Origin of the sequence: Alkalimonas amylolytica (assembly GCF_900107845.1) — a bacterium.
GTDB classification, from domain to species: Bacteria; Pseudomonadota; Gammaproteobacteria; order Enterobacterales; family Alteromonadaceae; genus Alkalimonas; species Alkalimonas amylolytica.
Map to the genome: position 1 here is coordinate 16,705 of NZ_FNRM01000003.1, position 15,923 is coordinate 32,627.

Consider the following 15,923-nt stretch of genomic DNA (forward strand, 5'->3'; position numbering starts at 1 on the left):
CCCTCAGCAAAATGAGGGCGCTATGCTAGCAAGAAGCTGGCTCAGCTGCAATTCCAGCAGATTTAGCCATTAAACCGCTTTGCGATAATGCGAGTTCATTTCCTTATCCAGTGCGGCCAGAACATGGCTGCGGCTGATGATGCCAAGCAATTGATTGTTGTCATCCACCACCGGATACAACTTGGGTTTTAACTTTAGCATCATTTGCGCCAGATCAATGATGCCATCGTAAGGTTTTACCGACAACACCTCGGTTTGCATAATATCCCGCACATGCGCTACCTGCTGGTCATGGTAAGTGGATTTAAGCATCAAGGCCAGGCAGTCCTGCTCGGATAAAAAGCCTATCACCTTATTGTGATCATCCACCACAGGACCACCGGTCTGATTGCTGATAGTCAGCCGATCTGCGGCGAGCTCCAGCGTCATATCCGCGGTAAAAGTGACCGGATGATTGTTCATATAATCGCCTACTTTCAGTAAGTCCATGTTTCCCCCTGAATACAGAATGAAAGCTTACTTTAAGCCTAGCTGAAACTGGCAAAACTGCCGGTTTTTCGGCAGCAAATTACCGCTAACCGCTGGTTTTTTCGCCAGTTAATCATCGGCAAAGATGGCGGTCAGTGCCGGTTGATTGCTGCCAATCTTACCACGGTACATGCCCGGCGTGTTAAAGGACCAGCTCAGCTCGCCGTTGGCATCCACCACAATGACACCGCCGGTGCCGCCCACCGGCAGCAATACATCTTTAATCACCGCATCGGCAGCGGCTTTGGCCGATACCCCCTGGTATTTCACCCGGGCACAGATATCCGAGGCAACCTGATAGCGGATAAAGTACTCACCATGGCCGGTCGCAGAAACGGCGCAGCTGCTGTTATCGGCGTAATTACCAGCACCAATAATCGGCGAATCCCCGATCCGGCCATAGCGTTTGCCGGTCATACCGCCGGTAGAGGTAGCGGCCGCCAGATTGCCATTGCTGTCAATGGCAACCGCGCCAACAGTACCCATTTGCCAGTTTGGATCGCGCACCAATCCAGCCTGATGCGGCAAAGCGCCTTCAGCGGCTTTCATGCGTTTGAGCGCTTCATAGCGAAACTCGGTATTAAAGTAGCTGTTATCGACCTGCTCCAGACCTTTTTCTACCGCGAACTGCTCGGCACCAACGCCGGATAGCATCACATGCACCGATTCAGTCATCACCTTATGCGCCAGCAAAATGGGGTTTTTGATGGTACGAACCCCAGCCACAGCACCGGCATTTAAGGTCGCACCGTCCATAATGGAGGCATCCAGCTCATGCTGCTCATCCCAGGTATAAACCGCCCCTTTACCGGCGTTAAACAACGGATTGTCTTCTAAAATGGTCACCGCTTTGATGGCAGCATCCAGGCTGGAGCCACCGGCTTGCAAAATAGCGTAGCCCTGCTCCAGCGCCAATCGCAGCCCATCATGGTAGGCTTGCTCCTGTTCAGGTGATAAGTTTGCGCGCTCTATGGTGCCGGCACCGCCGTGAATCACCAGACCTACCGGGGTGTCTGCTACCGCTGCTGTGCCCGTGCTTAATCCGGTGGTTAAGGCTGCTGCCATCAATGTCTTTCGCATTTACTGTGTCCTGTTATTGTGATGGATAGACTAGTTGTAACCGATCTCAACAGCAGTGACAAATTTGTGCGTCTGATGCCACTGACTTTGCGGCAGATCAAAATCAGTCGTCTGGTTCAGCGCTAGCATGGCGAGGTTCCTTTGTAACACAGACACCAACCTAGTCTGCTGACATTTTATGCGCCGCTTGCCGGCGCTTTTTTTGTATAAGTTCCGGCTGACATTAGCGCCAGCAGTCAGAAAAAGCGACTGAAACTAAAAAATACCTGAAAACCACGACGGCGATCTGTCAGTGGGCTATCCGCTATCGTATCGTCGTACCAACGGTGATCCACGCCCAGCCGGGTCATACCACCCAAAAAGATCGGTGTGGCCACCGACAAGCCTACACCAGGGTTCCACGCGCTACCAGCCTGATAGGCTGGCCGGTTGCTGGTTGCCTCCTCCGGGCGCACACCATAGTAATAATTGACCAGCCTGGAATTGCTGTAATCCATGCTCAGGTGCGGCTCCAACATCACTGGCCCTAGCCAGTACAGATACCCAAGCCGGTTGCGCACTTCGTAGCCATCGGAGTTGCCAAGCACGTCGTGCAGCCAGGAGGTTTCCAGCCGGATCCCCTGCCAGTCATAGCGCAGGCCTAAACCTGCATCCATCGAAGTTTTGCGCTTTTGCATGCCTTCAAAAACCGGGCTTTTCGAGGCATCGGTGCCGGCAAAACGCGGTGCAAGCCGAGCCGTTAGCACCAGCCCATTCTGCTGCAGCAGCTCGTAGCTGATAAAAGGCCCATACACCGATAAGCGCTCGCCCCGGTACCCAATCACCGGAATGGGCACGGTTCGTCTGCGGTAATCCTGATACAGCTCCTGATTCAGCCCCACGCCAATGCCATAGATAAAACCCCGCGGCTCTGCCCGGGCTGTTTCGCTATCAGCCTTGACATTAAAGCCACACAGACTGGCTGCCAACAAAACACTGCCAAAAATATAGCGGTAACTCATTAAAAACCTCTCGTTAAAGCACAGTCGGGTTCAATTGCCAGATGCTCCATGTAAGCATGGTTGCAAAACTAACCCAACATAAATATGGCAACAACAACACAGCCGCCAGGATGCTGTGCCGTTTAAACAATAGCAAAGTGATCAGGATTGCCAGCCACAGCAGCACAATTTCGGCCAATGCCGCAGCGCCCAGGTACCAGGCAAAAAACAACCAGCTCCAAAGCGCGTTCAGCACCAGCTGAATGCCATAAAGCAGCAAAGCCCTGCCAGTCACCGCCAGGCGGTCACTGCGCCAGACCAGCCAGGCGGCAAGCGCCATCAGGGTGTATAGCAGGGTCCAGGCAGGACCAAACAACCAGCCAGGCGGAGCCCAGGACGGCAGCTCCAGCTGGCGATAAAACTCCGGTGCATTCACAGAACCCAGACTGCCAAGGGCTGCCGCCAAAAATGTAATCACCAGGATAGCCAGCAAGGCACTGCTTTGTTGTAACTTTGTGTAAGCAGATTGTCCGATCATCATCACGCCATACGATTTAAGTGATTGTTTCATTACTCCGTTACGGCCAGAGCAGCACTTCGATCACTTTTCTTTCAGCCTGCCTTGCCGCTGCCGAAACTGGCGTGGCGTCAGGCCGTGATAGCGGCGAAAAGCGCGACCAAAGTTGGCCGGATCGGCATAACCCAGCAAATAGGCTATTTGCTGCACCGCCAAACGGGTACTCGTTAAATAATGACAGGCCATCCGTTGGCGCCAATCGTCTACTAATTGCTGATAACTGGTCTGCTCATCGGCCAACCGCCTGCGCAAGGTGCGACCAGACATGGCAAATTCGTGCGCGACTTGCTCAATGCCAGGCAGGCGCCCTTTGGTGCGCGCCAACATCTGTTGCACCAGACCAGCTGTACTTTGTTGCTGCTGCCAGCGCTGTAATTCCTGCTCGCATTGGCTGGTCATCTGTGTTTTAAGCTGCGGATCCGCCCAGGGAGATGCAATCGCAAGGTCTTCCCGGTCAATGATCAGCCGGTGTATTGGTTGATCAAAAGCAAGCGGACAAGGAAGAAAAGCCTGATAGAGTGTACTGTAAGCCGGCTGTGGAAAGCCGAATTGCACCTGCAACAACCGGTATTGATGACCGGAGACAAAATCCAGCATGGCATGCAACGCGACCGCAAAAGCCTCCAACACAAACTGACGGACAGCACCAAGCGGCTGCGCCTCCGAGAGATTAAGATAGAGCTGTCTTTTGTTCAGCTGCATGCTTAGGGTTACCAGCGGACTGCGCACTACGGTGTACTGACAGATAAGCTCAAGCGCTTCCTGCAAATTACGGCTGCTCATTGCTGCCAGCCCAAGCAACCCATGGGTGGTAATCGTCAGCTGACTCCCCAGATAAAGCCCCAATGCCGGCTCCTTGCTCTGATGGCAGCTCTGTAAAATAATGGTTTGAAATTGTGACCAACTGAGCGACGCATCCGGCTGCTGAGCCGCATCTGCAGCCAGCTCAGCTTCAGCAAGTACAGCCAGCGGGCTCCCCCCACGGCTTTGCACCAAATCCAGCAGATTGCGCAAGTAATGACGGGGCAAGTGCACTTCATGGCTGTGGTTACTGATGTTCATAGCCTTGTTTGTCAATTGGCAGTTTCTTGTGTCCAGCTTAACTCAGCGTAGCTCATTCCACATATTTTGTCCGCAAATAACCAGAAATTGGCTGCTAAGGCCATGTTAACACCACCAGCCAGTGGCTATGCTGAGTCCAGGCGACAAGACAAGGCAACAACCATGTGGAAGTATCTGAAATTTTGCTTATTTCATGCGCTAACCCTGCCTTTTTTCATTGGCGTCAGCCTGGGTGGTCTGTGGATGGCACTGGGGCTGGGCTGCTTACTGCTGGTGATAGTGGCAGGCGATGTGCTGGCCGGAGATGATAAGACCGAGCCGGACTACCATCATAGCTGGCTGCTAAACGGGCTCTTGTACAGCTCTTTGCCGTTGATCGTATTGTTGTTCTTTAGTTTGCTATGGAGTGTATCCAGCCAGGATCTGTTCGGCTATGGCCAATGGCTGCATCAATGGAGCGGCTTCGATGCGCTGGCGGCCCGGGCTCAGAATCAGTGGTGGCATTATCTGCCACTTAGCGCAGGTGCGGCATTGCTGATTGCTATGGTAGCTACCGTACCAGCACACGAGTTAACCCATCGCACCTCCAACCGGCTTGCCATGCTGGTGGGCCGCTGGCTGCTGGCATTTAGTTGGGATAGCTCTTTTTCCATTGAACATGTGTATGGCCATCACCGTTACGTTGGCACTGCCCGTGATCCGGCTACAGCACCACGTGGGCGCACTGTGTATGCGCATATTCTGTATGCGACGCTTGGTGGCAATATCAGCGCCTGGCAGATTGAACAAAATCGCCTCGCCAGGCTAAAGCAGCCACTGCTGAGTTACCATAATCGTTTCCTGCGTGGTGTCGCCATGTCGTTGTGTCTGTGCGTTTTGGCCTATGCTCTGGCTGGCTGGCAAGGTTTGTTGTTGTTCAGCCTGTGCGCTCTGCTGGCCAAGGCGACTCTTGAGGTGGTGAACTACATCGAACATTACGGGATTGAGCGGCCACTCAATCAACCGGTTCAGCCCTACCACAGTTGGAACAGCACCAAACGCATCAGCAGCTGGGCCAGTTTTAACCTGACCCGTCACTCCCATCACCATGCGCGGGCGCAATTGCCTTTTTATCAGTTAAAACCCTACCCGGAAGCACCCAACCTGCCCACCGGTTACCTTGGCTCCATGCTGTTGGCGCTGATCCCCCCCTTGTGGTTTCGTTTGATGACGCCAAAACTGGCACAATGGGATCAGCAGTATGGCGGACAAGGCGCTAGGCGCTAGGCGCTAGGCACGCTTTTCGTTATGCTGTGGCTCTGGCAATCGATACGAGTGCGTTATGCAAACAGCCTTACCTTTTTCTCAGGCCTGTGAAAACAACAAGGGGCCCATTTTACAGATCCTGCGCAGTGCCTTTGCCAATCGCCAGCAGGTGTTGGAAATTGGCAGCGGCACCGGCCAGCATGCGGAGCACTTTGCCCGTGAGCTAGCCCATCTGCACTGGCAGTGCAGCGATCAGCCGGCCTACCTGCCAGACCTGAACCTGCGCTTGCAACAGGCGAAACGTCCCAATCTGCCTACAGCAATTGCACTGGATATCCGGAAAAGCAGCTGGCCTTATGCCAAAGTGGATGCACTCTTTAGCGCCAATACCTTGCATATTATGAGCTGGGCGGTGGTGCAGCAGTTGTTTGCCCGATTGGATGAGTTTTGCCGGCCAAGTGCCAGCCTTTGTATTTATGGTCCTTTTAATTACCAGGGGCAATTTACCAGTGCCAGCAATCAAGCCTTTGATCACAGCTTAAAACAACGCGATCCGGCCATGGGGATCCGTGCGCAAGAGGCGGTGGTAAAGCTGGCGGCTGAAGCCGGTTTTGCATTGGAGGCCGACCATGCCATGCCGGCCAACAACCGCTTGTTGCATTTTCAGCGTTAAGGCATAGGCTCGGTGTTTGCCGGCTGGCGAAATGGTAGGCGCGTCTGGGCCTGGCGCTGGTAAAGTGCCAACATATCCTCTTCGCCTTCAAAGTAGCGGCCAATGGCGTCTTTGAGCGGGCTGTCACGAAAGTGGTAGCACCCATAACGCGTAACCGGCTCAAAGCCGCGTTGCAGCTTGTGTTCGCCCTGAGCACCGGCATCAAAGCGCTGCAAGCCCTGTTCAATGCAGTACGCAATGCCAGCATAATAACAGGCTTCAAAGTGCAGAAAATCCCACTCCGCCTCACAGCCCCAATAGCGGCCATAGAGGGTATCCGCTGAGCGGAAACACAAGGAAGCGGCTATGAGTTGTTGCTGATGGTAAGCGGCAAAAATCACGATGCTATCAGCCAGCTGCTGGCCCCATTGATGAAAGGTGGCTTCCGTCAGATAACCGGCATGGCCGGAGCGTTTTAAATAGGTACGTTGATAAAAGCGATACAATTGCTGCCAAAGCATGGCATCAGCATCGCAGCCATGCACCACAGTAAGATGAACCCCGGCATCCTGCACCCGCTGACGCTCTTTGCGAATTTGTTTGCGCTTGCGTGAGCTTAAACTTGCCAGGAAATCATCAAAAAACGCGTAACCATAATTGCGCCATTCAAACTGCACATCCTGCCGCGGCCAGTAGCCGGCAGCGGTTAAATGATCGCGTTGCCCACTATGCGGGTACAGGCACTGAATGCTGCTGAGCCGCTGCTTTTTCATGCACTGCTGCAAGGCATCCAGCATCAACCCCATCAGCCCGGCATCCTCTTCGCCCGGTAAGATGCCAAAACGCGGCCCTTCGGCTGGGGTAAAAGGAATGGCCAGCACCAGTTTAGGGAAAAAGTCCAAACCATAGCGCTGGTAAGCCTCAACAATGGCCCAGTCAAACAGGTATTCGCCGTAAGAGTGTTGTTTCAGATAAGCTGGCGCTGCCGCAATCAGCTGTTCGTCTTGCCAGATGGTCAGGTGATTGGCCTGCCAGCCAGTACCGGGCCCAACACTGCCACCGCTTTCCAACGCCAGCAAAAAGTCATAACGGGTAAAGGGGTAATCAGTGGCAAACAAAGCGTTCCAGCTATCGGCAGGCACCGATTGCAGCGAGTCCATCCATTCAATACGTCTACTGGCGGTCATGGGCTATCCTCTGCAGAGCCTGTGAACACGGGCCCATCGGCCAGCCCCAGCAGGTTATGCGTAACTTTATTGCGCAGTATTTTTGCCATGGTGGCGCAGTCTGGCGTCCGGGTCAAGCAACAAAAAGCAGTGCCAACGGCACATCCGCTTTTGTCTATCGGTCTGTGGAGCTGCTACACTAGCGCCAGAATACATTTACCAGCCCAAGCTGCCAGCCAAGAGCCATGATTGTTTATGTCTTTTTACTTCTACGATTTTGAAACCTGGGGCGCTGATCCCAAACGTGATCGCCCGGCGCAGTTTGCCGGTATTCGCACCGATGCTGAACTGAATATCATCGGCAAGCCGGATGTCTGGTATTGTCAGCTGGCCCCCGACTACCTGCCGCATCCTCAGGCGGCGCTCATCACCGGCTTAACGCCGCAACTGTGCCAACAGCGCGGTCTGCCGGAAACTGAATTTATGGGGAAAATCCTTGAGCGCTTCAGTGAGCCTGATAGCTGCGTGCTGGGCTACAACAGCATTCGCTTTGATGATGAAGTGACTCGTCACAGCCTGTACCGCAATTTTTATGAGCCCTATGGCCGTGAGTGGCAACAGGGCAACAGCCGCTGGGACTTGCTGGATGTAGTAAGAGCCTGTTATGCGCTGCGACCGGAGGGCATTGAATGGCCGCTCAAAGACGATGGCAGCCCCAGCTTTAAACTGGAAGACTTGGCCAAAGCCAATCAACTGAACCATGAGCAGGCACACGATGCCTTATCCGATGTCTACGCCACCATAGCGCTGGCGAAGCTTATTCGTGACAAACAGCCCCGCTTGTTTCAGTTTCTATTTGAGCATCGGAAGAAACAAGCGCTGAGTAAATACATCAACCTGGCCAACCAAACCCCTTTGGTGCATGTGTCCGGAAAATTCCCGGCCAACCAGGGCTGTGTCAGTTGGGTGGTGCCGCTGGCTTTTCATCCCACCAACAAAAACGCGCTGATTGCCTGGAATCTGCTGGCCGATCCAACGCCTTTGCTGGAGCTCAACTGCGACCAGCTCCGCGATAAGCTCTACACCAAAACTGCCGATTTAGCCGAAGGTGAAGAGCGGCTTGGCCTGAAGCTGATTCATTTGAACAAATGCCCGGTGCTCGCCCCTGCCAAAACCCTGTCGGAGCAGCGGGCCGATGTGCTGGGCATCGATCGCAGCAAATGCCGGGCGCATTTAAATTGGCTGCTGTCCAACCCGGTGGTACAGCAAAAAGCACAGCAGGTCTTTGCGCAAGCCGAAGAATTCCCGCAGGAAACCAACCCGGATTATCAACTCTATCAGGGCTTTTTAGCCGACGCTGATAAGCAAAAAATGGCAGAATTGCACCAGCTCAGTCCACAACAGCTGGAGGTGCAGGCCCCGCTGTTCAGTGATGACAGGCTGAACCAAATGCTGTTTCGCTTTCGGGCCCGCAACTACCCGGCTAGTTTGAATGAACAGGACATGCTGCAATGGCAGCAGTACTGCGTGGATCGGTTAACCGATGGGCTGGATGCACCACCATTGACATTGGAAGCTTTTCATCAGCAACTGGAATTGGCAGCACAACAACACCAGCATGATGAACGCGCGATGCGAATTTTAAAGGCCTTGTATCACTACGCAGAGCAGCTGTAGTCTGAAACAAGCCATGATGTGAGGCCAAACAGAATGGCAGCGAAGTATTGCTTCGCTGCCCACAGCACTTACAATGGCTGATCTTTATCGGCCAGCTTGCGCAGATTTTCGTGAATTTTAAACAGCACGATCAATAATTCACACCAAATTCGTACCCCAATGGCACCAAAAATCAGAATACCCAGGCCAGCAAAGAAACTGGTGGTAAACATAGTTCCAAGCCCACTAAGGGCAACCCCAAGCAATAGCAGCCAGTAAACAAAGGTGATAATTTTGGGTGTGAGCATCGAATCAAAGAATAAAACCTGATTCATCGGTGATTCCTTCTGTTGTTATTGTTTCAAGATGACTTCATCGCTTACTGCCGATGAAGCACTTACTAACAATATGACAACACAGATAAAAAGCAAGACCCTTGCATTCACTTTTACTGCACGTATACTAACACCCACTTGTCGGAGTGCCCTGCCGGTTGCCAATGCAACCGAAAGAGCTGAGATCGCTAGTGCGAGATCCGTGGAACCTGATTCAGGCTAATACCTGCGAAGGGAACAAGAAGTGCCAGTGCTGTTATTGCTACTCAGCTGGCGCGACAAGAATGCATCTGCCTCAGGCCGATGCCTTCTTTGTCTTCGTTCATCCACGCCAGACAAGCAACCTCAACCGATTACGGAACCAAGGAGCTTGCTATGTCAGAGCATCAACACCCCCTTTCCAAACGTGAACAAAGAGCCCGGGCTCAGGCCTATATCAGCCAACTGCAGGGTGAAACCTTTCCCAATTCTGTGCGACGCTATTTGCACGGCGAGCGAGCGGATATTAAGGTACCGGTGCGTTCAATCCAATTGCACCCAACCAAGCACAAGGATGGCAGCTTAAGCGATAACCCGCCGCTCAATGTCTATGATACGTCAGGGCCTTATGGCGATCCGGCGCAACAACTGGATGTGTTAAAAGGCCTGCCAAAGCTGCGGCTCGACTGGATCACAACACGGAACGATGTGGAGGCCTCCCCCGTTCCACCTTTTCATGAAATCGCACTGGATGAGTGGCACACCGAGTTTTCGCATCAACCGCTACGCGCCAAAGCCGGCAAAACGGTGACGCAATTGCACTATGCCCGTGCCGGTATAATAACACCCGAGATGGAATACATTGCGCTGCGTGAAAATATGGGCCGCACTGAGCAGGCTCAGGACGATGGCATGCGACGGCACAGCGGCAACAGCTTTGGGGCCCGCACGCCTAAAGTAATCACCGCCGAATTTGTCCGTCAGGAAGTTGCTGCAGGACGCGCCATTATTCCCGCCAATATCAACCACCCGGAAGCCGAACCGATGATCATTGGCCGCAACTTCAAGGTGAAGGTGAATGCCAATATCGGCAACTCCTCAGTTACCTCCAGCATTGAAGAAGAAGTGGAAAAACTGGTCTGGGCCACCCGCTGGGGCGCCGACACCGTGATGGACTTATCCACCGGCCGCCGTATTCATCAAACCCGGGAGTGGATTTTACGCAATAGCCCGGTGCCGATTGGCACGGTGCCGATTTATCAGGCGCTGGAAAAAGTGAAAGGCGATGTCAGCCAGCTTAACTGGCAGGTGTATAAAGACACCTTGCTGGAGCAGGCTGAGCAAGGGGTGGACTACTTCACCATTCACGCCGGCGTGTTAAAAGAGTACGTTGCTCTGACCGCCAAACGGGTGACCGGCATCGTCTCACGGGGTGGTGCCATTATGGCGCAATGGTGCCGGATTTATAATCAGCAAAGTTTTCTGTACGATCATTTTGAAGAGATTTGTCAGCTCTGTGCTGCCTACGACATTTCGCTGTCGCTGGGTGATGGCCTGCGGCCCGGTAGCATTGCCGATGCCAACGATGAAGCTCAGTTTGCTGAGCTCAGAACCCTGGGCGAGCTAACCAAAATTGCCTGGCGTTACGATGTGCAGGTGATGATTGAAGGCCCGGGCCATGTGCCGATGCAGCTGATTGAAGAAAACATGACCGAGCAGCTTAAGCACTGCCATGAAGCGCCATTTTATACCCTGGGCCCACTCACTACCGACATTGCACCGGGTTACGATCACATCACCTCGGGCATTGGCGCCGCCATGATTGGCTGGTACGGCTGTGCCATGCTCTGCTACGTCACGCCTAAAGAGCATTTGGGCTTGCCGAACAAAGAGGATGTGAAGCAAGGCCTGATAGCCTACACCATCGCCGCCCATGCTGCCGATCTGGCCAAGGGGCATCCGGCGGCACAGCTACGGGATAATGCCTTGTCCAAGGCCCGCTATGAGTTTCGCTGGGTCGATCAGTACAACCTGGCACTGGATCCTTTTACTGCCAAAGCCTATCACGATGAAACCCTGGGCCACGAAGGCGCTGATACGGAAGAGTTCTGCTCAATGTGTGGCCCTAAATTCTGTTCGATGCGGCTGAATCAACAAATTGCTGAAGAGTCCGGCAGCCAAACCAGCTCCATGGAGTTCGCAGATGCCGGCAGCTAATGACTCCTTAGCCAGCCCGAGGCTATCCGCTGCGCTGGCGCAGCCCAACGTACTGTCAAAAGTACCGGCAAAAGTAGCGGCAAAAGTAGCGGAAAAACCTCTGGTCTGGAGCATTGCGGCGTCAGATTCCGGTGGTGGTGCAGGCATCCAGGCGGATGTACTCACTCTGCAGGATCTGGGCTGTCATGCCTGCACCGCAGTCACGGCCATTACAGCGCAGAACTCGGTCAGTGTGCAAGCGATCGAGCCGGTTTCAACTACGATGTTGCAGGCTCAGTTAGACGCTCTGAAAAGCGATCTACCGGCTAAGGTGATTAAAATTGGCTTGCTACCAACACCTGACAGCATCCTGCTGTTGGCCGCTTGGTTGCAGGACTACAAAGCGCAACACCCATTGCTGGTGGTGGCCGATCCGGTACTTGGCAGCAGCACGGGCCAACACTGGCACAGTGAGGACTTACTGGATGCCTGGCGTGCTTTACTGCCCCAGATCGATGTGCTGACCCCAAACTTACCGGAGCTTGGCTTACTCAGCGGTCGGCCTAATCAGGCGATCGACGAGCAGGTTGCACTGCTGCAGGCCCTCGGCGCTTCGACGGTGCTGGTCAAAGGTGGCCATGCCCGCCATTCTGCGGAGGTCACCGACTTGCTGTATCAGCAGGATACTATCACCGCATTCTCCGGCCGGCGTCTGCAGAATCCCCATCAGCATGGTACCGGCTGTACCCTGGCCAGTGCTCTGGCAGCTTTCCTCGCTCACGGCTACCCAACTGAGGATGCGCTGGTGCTGGCACGGGCTTATGTACAGGCTGCGCTGCAGCATGGGTATGCCACTGGGGCTGGGCCGGGCACTCTGGCTCATCCGGGCTGGCCAAGCAGCCAAAGTTACCTGTCACGCATTGACAGCGCCAATTGGCCAACGTCACTCGCAGAGCCCTTTGCTGGCATCAGTCAGCCGTTGGCGGTGTACCCGGTTGTTGACTCCATGGCCCTGCTTGAACAGCTGGTACCGGAGCAACCTGGCTGCATTCAGCTACGGATCAAACAAGGCAATCTGGCTGAGATCAGCGAGCAGATTGCGGCTGCAGTCGCGCTGTGCCGTAAGCACCAGGTGCGGCTCTTTATCAATGATCACTGGCAACTGGCGATTGAACATGGCGCTTACGGCGTGCATTTAGGCCAGCAAGATGTAGAGCAGGCAGATTTGGCCGCGATCCAACGGGCCGGGCTTCGGCTTGGTATTTCCAGCCACGGCCCTTTTGAACTGGCCAGAGCTTTGCAATTGCGCCCTTCCTATGTCGCCTTGGGTCATGTATTTGCCACCAAAACCAAGCAAATGCCGTCCCAGCCGCAAGGCCTGCATAAACTGGCGTTATCAGTCCCCTTGTGTGATGGCACGCCAACCGTCGCCATTGGCGGTATTGATCAGCACAGTTTTGCCAAAGTCTGTGCCTGCAAGGTGCATGGTGTAGCCATGGTCAGTGCTATTACACAAGCACAGCATCCAGCGCAAAGCTTGCGCCGCTTTAAACAGTTATGGGAGCAGCATTATGCGTATCATCGTTAATCAGAAACCGCAGCAGCTTGCTGCCCCCTGTACCTTGCAGCACCTGGTAGAACAACTGGCGCTGAACCCAAATGGGCTGGCACTGGCGGTGAATCAGACCGTGATTGCCAAACGCGAATGGGCGAATACCTTGCTTGCGCCTGAAGATCAGGTGGCCGCTTTTCAAATCGTGACCGGAGGCTAAGATGTTGACCCTGGATGGTGTTCAGTTAAACAGTGCTTTGCTGCTAGGTACCGGCAAGTTTGCCAGCGCAAGGCAACTGATAGCAGCTGTGGAAGCCTCCGGCACTGAGCTGGTGACCCTGGCTATGAAGCGGCTGGATTTACAGCATCAGTCCGATGATATCCTGGCTCCGCTTCAACAGCTCGGAGTCCGGCTGCTGCCCAATACCTCTGGTGCTAAAACGGCGAGCGAAGCTTTGTTTGCGGCCGAGCTGGCACGGGAGGCCCTTGGCACCAACTGGCTGAAGCTCGAAATCCACCCGGATCCGCGCTATTTGCTGCCAGATCCGATTGAAACCCTGCAAGCAGCACGGGAGTTGGTAAAGCGTGGTTTTGTGGTGCTACCTTACTGCCCGGCCGATCCTGTGCTGTGCAAACGATTAGAAGAAGCCGGTTGCGCCGCTGTGATGCCACTGGGGGCACCGATAGGCTCGAATCAGGGCCTGCAGACGCTGGCGATGCTGGAAATCATTATTGAGCAAGCCAGCGTCCCGGTGATTATCGACGCTGGTCTGGGGGCGCCATCTCATGCCTGTCAGGCACTGGAGCTTGGTGCCAGTGCTGTTTTGGTCAATACCGCTATTGCCAGTGCCGCAGATCCCGTTGCCATGGCTACTGGCTTTCGACTGGCATGTGAGGCCGGCGTTTATGCCCGACACAGTGGCCTGGCTGCAGCTTGCACGCAGGCCCAGGCGTCCAGCCCACTAACCCGCTTTTTGGAGACCTTATGATGGCCGGTTTCTTTGCACTTTGGCAACAGCAAAGCTGGGAACATCAGCTGCTACAAAGCCGCAGCTATACACTGGCTCAGGCCAGGCAGGCACTTGGTAAAACCCGTCTTAACCTGCAGGATTTTCAGGCACTGATATCGCCCGCAGCCGAGCCACTGTTGCCAATGCTGGCAGCCAAGGCCCAACAATTCACCCGCCAGCGTTTTGGCCGCATCCAGCAACTGTTCGCTCCTTTGTATCTATCCAACCTCTGTGCCAATGAGTGCAGCTATTGTGGTTTTTCGATGAGCCAAAAAGTGAAGCGGCGGGTGCTGAGCGCAGAAGAGGTTGAGATAGAGTGCCTGGCACTGCGCAAGTGCGGCATTGATCAGGTACTGATAGTCACCGGTGAGCATGAACGCAAAGTGGGCATGCCCTACTTTCGGCAGATGCTGCCACTCATCCGCCGTCACTTCAGCAGTCTGATGCTGGAGGTGCAACCACTGTCCGAAGCCGACTACCGCGAGCTGCGCCAGTTGGGGGTCGATGCCGTGATGGTGTATCAGGAAACCTATCAGCAAGCCGCTTATCAGCGTTATCACTTAAAAGGCCAGAAAGCAGATATTGGCTGGCGGCTGGATTGCCCGGATCGACTAGGCAGCGCCGGCGTGGATAAAATTGGCATTGGTGTGCTGTTTGGTCTGGCTGACTGGCGCACCGATGCCAGTTTTTTAGCCATGCATCTGTTGTACTTGCAACAACACTACTGGCAAAGCCGCTATTCCTTATCCGTACCTCGTATCCGCCCTTGCAGTGGCGGCATTGAGGTACCCTATCCACTGAGCGACAAGCACCTGGTGCAGCTGATTTGTGCTTTTCGATTGCTCTCACCCAGCCTGGAAATCAGCTTATCCACCCGTGAACGGCCTGAGCTGCGCGATCAACTGGTGCCCATCGCCATTACCAGCAGCAGTGCCGGTTCCAGCACCCGCCCTGGCGGCTATGCGGTCGATCCTGAAGCACTGGAGCAATTTAGCATTGATGACAGCCGCTCTCCGGCGCTTTATAAGCAACGGTTGCAGCAACTGGGCTTGGCACCAGTCAGTAAAGACTGGGAGCCGTATCTGGGGCGCTAGCAGGCTTGATGCTATAAGTTTATTGAGTTTGAAAGCCAACTACCGCTGCGTCTTAACATGCCGCTGTATGCTATGCTGGATAAAGTACAGAGTGGCTAAGGATACCTATGAAGCTGACTGAAGTTAAACATCCGCTAATTCAACACAAAATGGGACTGCTTCGCGCTGCGACCATCAGTACCAAACAGTTTAGGGAGCTAGCCAGAGAAATCGGCAGCTTACTCACCTACGAAGCCACCACCGATTTACCACTGGAAGAAACCAGCATTGAGGGCTGGTGTGGCACCATTCCAATTCGGCAAATTCAGGGTAAAAAAGTCACCGTAGTGCCCATTCTTCGAGCAGGTTTAGGCATGATGGATGGGGTGCTAGAGCACTTACCCAGTGCCCGTATCAGTGTGGTTGGCATTTACCGCGACGAAGATAGCCTGCAACCTGTGCCCTACTTCCAAAAACTAGCACCCGATATCGATCAACGTCTTGCCATCGTGGTGGATCCGATGCTGGCCACCGGTGGTTCGATGATCGCTACCATTGATCTACTTAAACAACAGGGCTGTAAGCAGATTAAAGCTTTGGTGCTGGTGGCAGCACCGGAAGGCATAGCGGCGCTATCGGCGGCCCATCCGGATATTGAGCTTTTTACCGCCGCTATCGATCAAAAACTTAATGAACAGGGGTATATTCTGCCAGGCTTAGGCGATGCTGGCGATAAATTGTTTGGCACCAAGTAACGCAAAGTGCTGTAAGTTGCATGCTGTGAGTTGTTGCAACCGGCGGTAATCTTGCCTAAAATAGAGCATTTACTCTA

16 protein-coding genes and 1 riboswitch are annotated in these 15,923 nt (G+C 54.0%); of the genes, 9 read left to right on the forward strand and 7 right to left on the reverse strand.

Going from position 1 to position 15,923, the window contains the following annotated elements; genetic code table 11:
- Positions 1–69: 69 nt before the first annotated feature.
- From BLW37_RS06325 to BLW37_RS06345, 5 genes are all read right to left on the reverse strand, one after another.
- Positions 70–489 (reverse strand): CBS domain-containing protein, encoded by a 420-nt coding sequence (locus BLW37_RS06325; protein ID WP_091341139.1) that lies wholly within the window; start codon positions 487–489, stop codon positions 70–72.
- 108 nt (positions 490–597) lie between these two features.
- Positions 598–1,608 carry an isoaspartyl peptidase/L-asparaginase family protein gene (locus BLW37_RS06330; RefSeq protein ID WP_091341140.1) on the reverse strand — a complete coding sequence of 337 codons (1,011 nt, stop codon included), beginning with the start codon at positions 1,606–1,608 and terminating at the stop codon, positions 598–600.
- A gap of 236 nt (positions 1,609–1,844) precedes the next feature.
- Positions 1,845–2,609, reverse strand: coding sequence for a MipA/OmpV family protein (locus BLW37_RS06335; RefSeq protein ID WP_091341142.1), 765 nt, complete (start codon positions 2,607–2,609; stop codon positions 1,845–1,847).
- 13 nt (positions 2,610–2,622) lie between these two features.
- The gene (locus BLW37_RS06340; RefSeq protein ID WP_425426604.1) at positions 2,623–3,159 is read right to left on the reverse strand and encodes a TspO/MBR family protein; all 537 of its coding nucleotides are present in this window, start codon (positions 3,157–3,159) and stop codon (positions 2,623–2,625) included.
- Positions 3,160–3,189: 30 nt separating this feature from the next.
- On the reverse strand, positions 3,190–4,227 hold the full coding sequence (locus BLW37_RS06345) for an AraC family transcriptional regulator (RefSeq protein WP_091341145.1): 1,038 nt from the start codon (positions 4,225–4,227) through the stop codon (positions 3,190–3,192).
- Positions 4,228–4,329: 102 nt separating this feature from the next.
- Between BLW37_RS06345 and BLW37_RS06350 the strand changes: the two genes are divergently transcribed.
- Together BLW37_RS06350 and BLW37_RS06355 are read left to right on the forward strand one after the other, a co-directional pair.
- Positions 4,330–5,493, forward strand: coding sequence for an alkane 1-monooxygenase (locus tag BLW37_RS06350; RefSeq protein ID WP_245785638.1), 1,164 nt, complete (start codon positions 4,330–4,332; stop codon positions 5,491–5,493).
- Positions 5,494–5,548: 55 nt separating this feature from the next.
- Positions 5,549–6,145: a DUF938 domain-containing protein gene (locus tag BLW37_RS06355; protein WP_091341148.1), complete on the forward strand. Its 597-nt coding sequence runs from the start codon at positions 5,549–5,551 to the stop codon at positions 6,143–6,145.
- Here the strand turns inward: BLW37_RS06355 and BLW37_RS06360 are convergent.
- A complete protein-coding gene (locus tag BLW37_RS06360) occupies positions 6,142–7,311 on the reverse strand; it encodes a GNAT family N-acetyltransferase (RefSeq protein WP_171907565.1) in 1,170 nt (389 codons plus the stop codon). The genes BLW37_RS06355 and BLW37_RS06360 overlap by 4 nt on opposite strands.
- Before the next feature lie 234 nt (positions 7,312–7,545).
- On the opposite strand from BLW37_RS06360, the gene sbcB reads away from it, so the two are divergent.
- Entirely contained in the window at positions 7,546–8,967 is a 1,422-nt protein-coding gene (gene sbcB / locus BLW37_RS06365) for an exodeoxyribonuclease I (protein ID WP_091341150.1), read from the forward strand.
- A 68-nt stretch (positions 8,968–9,035) separates the two neighbouring features.
- On the opposite strand, the gene BLW37_RS06370 is transcribed toward sbcB, so the two are convergent.
- Entirely contained in the window at positions 9,036–9,281 is a 246-nt protein-coding gene (locus tag BLW37_RS06370; protein ID WP_091341152.1) for a DUF4282 domain-containing protein, read from the reverse strand.
- A gap of 132 nt (positions 9,282–9,413) precedes the next feature.
- Positions 9,414–9,535: riboswitch (TPP riboswitch) on the forward strand.
- A gap of 121 nt (positions 9,536–9,656) precedes the next feature.
- Between BLW37_RS06370 and thiC the strand changes: the two genes are divergently transcribed.
- The 6 genes from thiC to upp all read left to right on the forward strand — a co-directional run bounded on the left by thiC (position 9,657) and on the right by upp (position 15,846).
- On the forward strand, positions 9,657–11,477 hold the full coding sequence (gene thiC, locus BLW37_RS06375; protein WP_091341154.1) for a phosphomethylpyrimidine synthase ThiC: 1,821 nt from the start codon (positions 9,657–9,659) through the stop codon (positions 11,475–11,477).
- A complete protein-coding gene (gene thiE / locus BLW37_RS06380; RefSeq protein ID WP_091341155.1) occupies positions 11,464–13,044 on the forward strand; it encodes a thiamine phosphate synthase in 1,581 nt (526 codons plus the stop codon). Before thiC ends, thiE begins: the two co-directional genes overlap by 14 nt.
- On the forward strand, positions 13,028–13,228 hold the full coding sequence (gene thiS, locus BLW37_RS06385; RefSeq protein WP_091341156.1) for a sulfur carrier protein ThiS: 201 nt from the start codon (positions 13,028–13,030) through the stop codon (positions 13,226–13,228). The genes thiE and thiS overlap by 17 nt, the downstream gene beginning before the upstream one ends.
- A 1-nt stretch (position 13,229) precedes the next feature.
- Positions 13,230–13,997 carry a thiazole synthase gene (locus BLW37_RS06390; protein ID WP_091341158.1) on the forward strand — a complete coding sequence of 256 codons (768 nt, stop codon included), beginning with the start codon at positions 13,230–13,232 and terminating at the stop codon, positions 13,995–13,997.
- Positions 13,994–15,112 (forward strand): 2-iminoacetate synthase ThiH, encoded by a 1,119-nt coding sequence (thiH, locus tag BLW37_RS06395; RefSeq protein ID WP_091341159.1) that lies wholly within the window; start codon positions 13,994–13,996, stop codon positions 15,110–15,112. Before BLW37_RS06390 ends, thiH begins: the two co-directional genes overlap by 4 nt.
- A gap of 107 nt (positions 15,113–15,219) precedes the next feature.
- Positions 15,220–15,846, forward strand: a complete 627-nt coding sequence (gene upp, locus BLW37_RS06400; RefSeq protein WP_091341161.1) for a uracil phosphoribosyltransferase — start codon at positions 15,220–15,222, stop codon at positions 15,844–15,846.
- Positions 15,847–15,923 lie beyond the last annotated feature (77 nt).

Bases quoted from the DNA above. Each gene is read 5' to 3' on its own strand.
- BLW37_RS06325 (WP_091341139.1), bottom strand. From the start codon at position 489: ATGGACTTACTGAAAGTAGGCGATTATATGAACAATCATCCGGTCACT.
- BLW37_RS06330 (WP_091341140.1), bottom strand. From the start codon at position 1,608: ATGCGAAAGACATTGATGGCAGCAGCCTTAACCACCGGATTAAGCACG.
- BLW37_RS06335 (WP_091341142.1), bottom strand. From the start codon at position 2,609: ATGAGTTACCGCTATATTTTTGGCAGTGTTTTGTTGGCAGCCAGTCTG.
- BLW37_RS06340 (WP_425426604.1), bottom strand. From the start codon at position 3,159: ATGAAACAATCACTTAAATCGTATGGCGTGATGATGATCGGACAATCT.
- BLW37_RS06345 (WP_091341145.1), bottom strand. From the start codon at position 4,227: ATGAACATCAGTAACCACAGCCATGAAGTGCACTTGCCCCGTCATTAC.
- BLW37_RS06350 (WP_245785638.1), top strand. From the start codon at position 4,330: ATGTTAACACCACCAGCCAGTGGCTATGCTGAGTCCAGGCGACAAGAC.
- BLW37_RS06355 (WP_091341148.1), top strand. From the start codon at position 5,549: ATGCAAACAGCCTTACCTTTTTCTCAGGCCTGTGAAAACAACAAGGGG.
- BLW37_RS06360 (WP_171907565.1), bottom strand. From the start codon at position 7,311: ATGACCGCCAGTAGACGTATTGAATGGATGGACTCGCTGCAATCGGTG.
- sbcB (WP_091341150.1), top strand. From the start codon at position 7,546: ATGTCTTTTTACTTCTACGATTTTGAAACCTGGGGCGCTGATCCCAAA.
- BLW37_RS06370 (WP_091341152.1), bottom strand. From the start codon at position 9,281: ATGAATCAGGTTTTATTCTTTGATTCGATGCTCACACCCAAAATTATC.
- thiC (WP_091341154.1), top strand. From the start codon at position 9,657: ATGTCAGAGCATCAACACCCCCTTTCCAAACGTGAACAAAGAGCCCGG.
- thiE (WP_091341155.1), top strand. From the start codon at position 11,464: ATGCCGGCAGCTAATGACTCCTTAGCCAGCCCGAGGCTATCCGCTGCG.
- thiS (WP_091341156.1), top strand. From the start codon at position 13,028: ATGCGTATCATCGTTAATCAGAAACCGCAGCAGCTTGCTGCCCCCTGT.
- BLW37_RS06390 (WP_091341158.1), top strand. From the start codon at position 13,230: ATGTTGACCCTGGATGGTGTTCAGTTAAACAGTGCTTTGCTGCTAGGT.
- thiH (WP_091341159.1), top strand. From the start codon at position 13,994: ATGATGGCCGGTTTCTTTGCACTTTGGCAACAGCAAAGCTGGGAACAT.
- upp (WP_091341161.1), top strand. From the start codon at position 15,220: ATGAAGCTGACTGAAGTTAAACATCCGCTAATTCAACACAAAATGGGA.